The organism is Microcystis flos-aquae FACHB-1344 (assembly GCF_014698375.1).
GTDB lineage: Bacteria > Cyanobacteriota > Cyanobacteriia > Cyanobacteriales > Microcystaceae > Microcystis > Microcystis aeruginosa.
Map to the genome: position 1 here is coordinate 22961 of NZ_JACJSW010000027.1, position 7462 is coordinate 30422.

The following is a 7462-nucleotide window of genomic DNA, read 5'->3' on the forward strand; positions in this document are numbered from 1 at the left end:
TGGGGAAATGGGGGAATGGGGGAATTTCCACTAAAACCCTAAAACCCCAACACCCTAAAACCCAACACCCATATTTCAAGCTAAAGAAACACCTTTGCGTTTAAAATTTAAGCCCTTTTTGGAGGATTTTGTGGCGGTTTCCCCCGCCAGAATTTTAGCCTCTTTTTCCTGTTTTTCGATCACGGGTAATCTAAAAATTACGCCCGCAAATATCCAGTAATAAACGCCCACAGGATCCGTATCGAGGGCATACCAATAGGGAAGATAGGCAACAAAGAGCAGCAAAACCCAATAACTACCGGCAAAACCTCGCAGAGTGGGATCTTTGAGGGAACGATAGGTGCGGAAGGCCAGATAAACTAGATGGGTCATGAATATCATGTACAAGGCAAAACCAATGTATCCCAACTCGAATAAAACTTTAGTGTGATAGGTTTCCACAAAGGAAATATCACCGAAAACCCTAGCAGAAGCTGTGGCCACACCAAGTCCACGACCTAAAATACCGCCCTGATTACGGATAGCAAAATCCAACTGTTCTTGAAGAAAAGCGGTGGGGGGAGCCTGTTGCCAACGGCTGATGGCACTATCGTAGCGTTGTTGGACAAAATCCGGGTTAAGGAAAGAAAAACCGATAGCTAGAAGTAAAGTGGCGGCAAAAATGATCGGCAAAAATCGTTTTAAGTTAGCGATTTGTCCTGTAAGAATCGTCATCAGACCAATAATCATCGGTACAGCAAAGAAAGCTAGTCTTTGCCCAGAGATCACTGCATTAATAAAAACTAGGGTTAAACCCACTAGGGCTGCTAGTCGCCATTTTTGGGAAGTTTCACTAAAGGCACTGGCATAACAAACTACGGCATTAGAGACCAAAAACCAAGCCCAGTGCCAGGGGGAAACAAAGGTACCTGGTAGGCGGATCATATTCACTTCCGGACTATACACTAATGCCCCACCAACCAAACACCTTGCATCTAAGTGGGCTTTGAATAGTGCATCAGCTACAAAGCCTCTAGTTCCTACACAACGACCGGTTTTCAGCATCCAGTATTGCATTAGTCCTAGGACACAACAAATAATCGCTAAAGTCACTAAAAGACGACTAAAAAATAATAGGGTCGGTTTGTCTTTGATTAAGTAATAAGTGCAGAAGATCAAGGGGACATAACCCAGCAAAACTTTAAATCCTAATATTCCTTGCAGAAAAGTCTCACTTTCCCGACAGGGAACCCCGCGCAAACGACCATCCCTAAAGATACTCATCCCAGCCACGGAATCACAAGTAGGCAGAAATTGTCTCTGCAAATTGACGGCTAATAGACAAACTACACAGAAAACAAAGATTAATAATAGGGTTGTACCTAATTGTTTGGGGACAATAATCGGTAATTGCTTTTTTCGACATTCTAAAACTAAGGCGATTAAAGCGGGTAGATAAAAGATATCTTTACTAAGCTGGAGGATTGAACTACCTCCCAACCAATACACGATAGTGCCAGTGAAGGGGACATAGATAATAAATGCCCAAAGAGCCATGCGAGGATAGCTAAAGGAGAAAACTACTAAAATTAAGGCTAAACTTACTGCCGCTCCTATCTTGGCATCAAATAATAAGCTGAGGGGTAATCCGAGCAAAATTGCTACACAAATGGCAAAAACAATTAACCCCGTTAACTTTTGTTTCTTTTGCCTTTCTTCTTTTTTGAGGGCAAGTTTCTCTTTGATGTTAAGCGGGGGACTATCAGCTTTTGTTTGGCCCTGTTTATGCTTTTTTTTCTGGCGATCGATACCTAGTCTGGTCATAATTAGGCCTTGCTACGCTACGCTAAGGGCATTATAATCCCTGTCCCCCTCGATCGACTACAAAAGATAGCTTCGCACCGCTGCCACTAGCCTTTCTGTCCAAAAATTGGCTAATTCTAGGGTTTCTGCTTCCACCATCACCCGAATTAACGGTTCTGTCCCGGAAGCTCGCACCAAAATTCGGCCTTTTTCTGCCATAGCTGTCTCAGCTTGGCGGATTTCTCGCCGCAAAGGTTCACATTGCTGCCAATTACGTCGCACTTCTCTATCTTCCACCCGCACATTGCGTAAAATCTGCGGATAGGTGACAAAGCTATGATCGACTAAGTTAGCCAAGGAAACCGCCGATTTCTGCACTAAAGCCGCTAAATGTAGGGCGGTTTGCATTCCATCCCCAGAAACCCCGTAATGATGGCAGAGGATATGACCGGATTGTTCACCCCCTAGCATGGCTCCAGTTTCCCACATTTGCGCCTGAACGTGCTGATCACCCACGGCAGTCCGCAAGAATTGACCCCCCAGTTTTTGCCAAGCGCGTTCAAAACCTAAATTAGCCATCACCGTGGCTACTAATAACCCATCGGGTAGCTGTCCTGCTTCTAAGAGGGAACGACCCCAAAAATAGAGGATATAATCGCCATCTACTACTCTACCTTGACTATCCACGGCCAGGACTCGATCGGCATCGCCATCGAAGGCAAACCCTAAATCCGCTTGCTGATTAATCACCGCCGCCTGTAAGCTTTCTAAATGGGTAGAACCACAATTAACGTTAATGCGATCGCCGTCGGCTCGATCGTGTAGGCAGATAACTTCCGCCCCCAAGGTTTGGAATACTAAAGGTGCTAGGTTAACGGCTGCCCCCCAAGCTAGATCTAAAACTATTTTTAATCCCGATAGGTTAATATCCGTCCCGACGGAATCAATGACAGCTTGATAGTATTTTTGGATTAATTCGGGACAAAAAGTCGCTTTTCCCCAATTTTCTGGTTTATCTGCTAATTCTAAATTGCCTCTTAAACCCGCTTCTATCTGTGCCGCTAAACTGCCAGACAATTTTAAACCGCTGCCGTCAAAAAATTTAATGCCGTTATCTTCAGGAGGATTATGACTGGCAGAAATCATGATCCCCCCCATCGCTTCGCTTTCTCTGGTTAAATAGGCGACGCAGGGAGTGGGACATAATCCCAGTTGCCAGACTTCTATTCCCGCCCAAGTTAAACCCGCAGTGATAGCATTGGCTAACATATCACTGGAATTACGGGAATCTTGACCGATAATTATCGGTTTGGTGACACCAGCCTGATTTTTTAATACCTGTCCTGCCCAAAATCCGATTTGTAGCGCTAGGGGGGCAGTTAATAATTCTCCCACTTGGCCGCGAATTCCGTCCGTGCCAAACAGGGGGGATGGCGGTAATTCGATTAAACCCGTTAAGGATAACAGGGGATGCGATCGATTTTTTTGTCCATTTTGATACGATAGAGAAGCTACCATGGCCGATTCCTTTCCTCACACGACACATTCAGAGGATAACATGATCACCGATTTTTTGAAATCAATGTTCCCAGTTGACCTTAATCCTCCTTCCGGGGTTCCTTACATAGGGTGTGGGGAGATGGGGAGATGGGGTGTGGGGTGTGGGGTGTGGGGTATGGGGTGTGGGGTGTGGGGTGTGGTGTGTGGGGAGATGGGGAGAATAAATAAAAATAGTCTCCTCAATCCTGTCTCCTCAATCCTGTCTCCTCAATCCTGAATGAAGATTGTTGATTTTTGCAGGAGGTCTAATCAAGGAACCGAGGTTATTTGGTAAGCTAAAACGGTAATCTTGACCCCCGAATGCCCGTGCTGATCAGTGTTGTCATCCCTACCTACAATCGCCAAGCAATTTTAAAAAAATGTTTACTAGCCCTAGAAAATCAGCGTTTAACCGATAATAAAGTGGAAAACTACGAAATAGTCCTTGTCGATGATGGCTCTACCGATGCGACGATCGCCTGGCTAGAAAGTCACAAAGCCAATTTACCCCATCTGCAACTGTGGCAACAGGATCACGGCGGACCGGCGATCGCTAGGAATCTGGGGGTAGAAAAAGCCCGTGGTGATACAATTATTTTTATCGATAGCGATCTGGTAGTGACAGAAAATTTTTTGCAAGCTCATGCCGACGCTTTAACTGCTGGAGCAGCCAATCTCGGCAGCGATCGCTTATTTACCTACGGCACTGTCATTAATACCTGTAACTTCGAGCATCCCAGCAGTGAACCCTATAAAATCACCGATTTCTCCGCCGCCTATTTTGCCACGGGCAACGTGGCGATCGCTAAAAAATGGTTATTAGCGGCAGGATTATTTGATACTCAGTTTCAACTCTACGGTTGGGAAGATTTGGAATTAGGGGTGAGATTGAAGCAATTGGGACTAAAATTAATTAAATGTCCAGAAGCCGTCGGTTATCATTGGCATCCCCCCTTTAATCTCGCTCAAATTCCCAATCTCATCGATAAGGAAATTCAACGAGGACGAATGGGAGTGCTTTTTTATCAAAAACATCCCACCTGGGAAGTGCGGATGATGATTCAAATGACTTGGATTCATCGACTGTTGTGGGGTTTACTTTCCCTGGGGGGAACCCTGAATGAACGCAGCCTCTCCCCGCTGTTACAATGGTTAATCGATCGAGGTAAACCGCAATTAGCCCTAGAAATTGCCCGCATTTTTCTCAATTGGTACAACGTGCGCGGCGTTTATCAAGCTTATCGGGAAATACAGCTTCAGTGAAATGTCTTGCCGAACACCACCGACGGCGTTTCTCACAAAGACGAGGTATGACTGGATTTGACATCGACAACCGACTCCCTAAAACCAGAGACTTTGTACCTCACCATCGAGATAACTGCCCTAAAGGTGAACATTTGCCGATAAAAAACTGAATATTTGCTTTCTTTTTCTGATAATTGCTGCCACAATCAAAAGCAATCGGCATAGGGAGCGGCGGAAAACACTGACCACATTTGCCCCTTGTGAATTATCCTCTGAGATTGGGCATATTATAAAGTAAATTTTCCTAGAGGAGGAATCCCATAATGAATATCTTCGATATTTTAATCGGTTTTGTCGGTGGAGGTGCGATCGGGGGTGGGGCTTTATATGCCCTGCAAGAGGGAAAAATCAGGGAAGCACTACAGAAATATGAGAAAGTTCGGGCGGCTTTAGGTGAAACCGAAAAGGAGTTAAAAGACAGCAAAGGACAGTTAAAACAACTCGCTCTCTCCGAAGAACGGATTCGCAATATCGAAGCCACCTATAGAGAAGAAGTGGCTAAATTGCAAGAAGAGTTAGAAGATAGCCAAGGACGTTTACAAGAGATAGCCAGCGCAAATCCCGCTCAAGCCGTGGAAGTCGCCGATAAAACCCAAATTCAGCCACTTGAACCGGAATACGAAGCTAAAATCGAGGAATTGCGCCAAAGCTATCAAAGTCAAATACAAGAGATCATAGACGGGAAGCAAGGGGAAATGGAAGCCCTGCGTCAAAGTCAACAGGAGCAGATTCTAGAATTAGAAAAGGGCTATCAGTCGCAAATTCAACAACTAGAACAGGGTTATCAAAGCCAACTGTTAGAATTACAAAACGCCCGCCAAGCAGTAGTGGATGATCGAACCACTGAAATCGTCGAACCCTGGGATGATTTCCCCGATAGCCCCAGTGCCGAAGAAATAAATCCTTTTGATGGTTTTATCACCGAAGAAAACCTAGGATTGGAACCAGAATTTGCCCCCGAAATGCCCCTAGAAACCTCCGTTTCCGAGGAGACATTTGACGGTTTAAACAGCCCAGAAGAAACCTTAGTTTCTCCAGAAATGACTGAGAGCGAAGATTTTCCCGTCATGGCAGAACCAGCAATCTCTGACTGGGAGATGTCCGCTGCTGAGATAGAATTTCTCAACAGTTTAACATTAGAGGAAGAAACGAGAACTATCGGTAGCCTAGAAGAATTATCGGCTAATTACGGTCAGATTCAAGAAACCGTTAGCAGTGACACCAGTTTCTCTGATTTATTAGCCCCCGACACCGAAAAATTCGCTGATAACCAAAATTTTCTCGATGACTTATTTGCTGATACCGCTGACAGCAATAACCCCGAATTATTCGATTATTTTGCGGAAGAAACCCCTACAGTTGCATCTAACCGCCAAAATGTTGCTTCTGTTGCGAGTGACCAAGAAGAACTAGATTTCTTCAGTATGTTGGATAATGAAGAAATGGCTAATCTAGAATCCTTACCTTCTGACGAAGAACTGCCCCTTGATGATCTATTTAGCGATGATTTATTCTCGGATGGGGACAATAGCAAAACCACGAGGCTAGAATCTCATCAGTAGGCAGATTGCCCGCTATGAAGGCAGAAGACAGAATTTCTTCCCCACCCGATTTCTGGCTTCTGACTTTCTTAACTGCGCCACCAGATGGGCGTTTTCCCCCTGTCCCCCGATTCCCTTACCATAACGTGGAAAAAAAATCTACATCAAAAGTAGTGGACATTGGCAAAAAAACAAATATGATATAGGAGGATACGTTGTATCCTTTTGACTTTACCTAACCTTATAACTAAGGAGATCTTCCAGTGGAACTCACTATCAAAACCCTTGTTTTATCCACTGCCACTTTCGGCTTAATGTTGGGTGTGGCACAAAACGCCCAAGCCGCTACTCTAATTTCTGGAGTCACTGCCGCAACGACGAACATACCCGGACAGAGTTCGCCACTATGGGATCTAAACGATACTGTCAACGGCAAGGGGCTGCCCGGTAACACTCCGAGTCTTACGGGAAATCACCTGCCGTCGAACACCGGTAATTCTTGGCGGTCAGTGGAATCCCTAAACCCGGGTGCTGGAGGTAATATCACTTTTAGTCTCAATGGTAGCTATAATCTATCTGGGTTTACTTTCTGGAACCTTGGCGGTAATGGTGAAGCTCTTACCCGTCAGGGAATTAAAAATGTGACGATTCAATACTCCAACGGTGGAACAACTTGGATTACCCTGAGTGGCGCTGGCGTTCCCAGTATGTTTGCTCAAGGAACTTTTGGTTCCCCAGCTACCAGCCAGACCCCACAGCAGTTCAATTTTGCCCCAGTCGCTGCGACTCATGTTAGATTTACTAATCTGAGTAACTTTGGGGGGTTCACTGGCAGCGCGAACAATCGCATTGGCTTCTCAGAGATTCAGTTTGCAACCGAAATCCCCGAACCTTCTTCCTTGCTTGCTCTGTTAGCCTTTGGTTTAGCGGGCGTTAGTTTGGGAAAAAGAATTTAACTTAGTGTCAGCAGAAGTCCCTCGCTAGAAGTCCCTCGCTTTTAGCGATGGGATGAATGCCCAACATATAGACAATTCTCAAAAACCGATGCTCCGATAAACAGATATTGACCACTATTCCTTAAGCGATAACCGAGCTTCGGCGGGTCGTGTTGCCAGGACAAGTATGGGTCTTAGGAACTAGGACGGATGCCGGGGTCGGGAAGGTAAGACTGGCTATCTTTCGGGCGTTGTCAGGTGTAAAGATGAATCAAGCAAAAGTGTAGGGAACTGGAACATCCTTAAACTTAAGGTAATGAATTAGAAGCGGTAGGGAATTTTCTAACATTTTGACACATT

The 7462-nt window shown here is 45.2% G+C and carries 5 protein-coding genes; 3 read left to right on the forward strand and 2 right to left on the reverse strand.

Annotated elements, in window-relative coordinates; genetic code table 11:
- Positions 1–75: 75 nt before the first annotated feature.
- On the reverse strand, positions 76–1803 hold the full coding sequence (gene hpsL, locus H6G48_RS01615) for a hormogonium polysaccharide biosynthesis protein HpsL (RefSeq protein ID WP_190718426.1): 1728 nt from the start codon (positions 1801–1803) through the stop codon (positions 76–78).
- Between the two features lie 57 nt (positions 1804–1860).
- Positions 1861–3300 (reverse strand): phosphoglucosamine mutase, encoded by a 1440-nt coding sequence (gene glmM, locus H6G48_RS01620; protein ID WP_190718429.1) that lies wholly within the window; start codon positions 3298–3300, stop codon positions 1861–1863.
- Positions 3301–3642: 342 nt separating this feature from the next.
- Between glmM and H6G48_RS01625 the strand changes: the two genes are divergently transcribed.
- From H6G48_RS01625 to H6G48_RS01635, 3 genes are all read left to right on the forward strand, one after another.
- On the forward strand, positions 3643–4584 hold the full coding sequence (locus H6G48_RS01625; RefSeq protein ID WP_190718432.1) for a glycosyltransferase family 2 protein: 942 nt from the start codon (positions 3643–3645) through the stop codon (positions 4582–4584).
- Positions 4585–4889: 305 nt separating this feature from the next.
- Positions 4890–6188 (forward strand): hypothetical protein, encoded by a 1299-nt coding sequence (locus tag H6G48_RS01630; RefSeq protein ID WP_190718436.1) that lies wholly within the window; start codon positions 4890–4892, stop codon positions 6186–6188.
- Positions 6189–6430: 242 nt separating this feature from the next.
- Complete coding sequence (locus H6G48_RS01635; RefSeq protein WP_190718439.1) at positions 6431–7123, forward strand: discoidin domain-containing protein; 693 nt, start codon at positions 6431–6433, stop codon at positions 7121–7123.
- Positions 7124–7462: the final 339 nt, after the last annotated feature.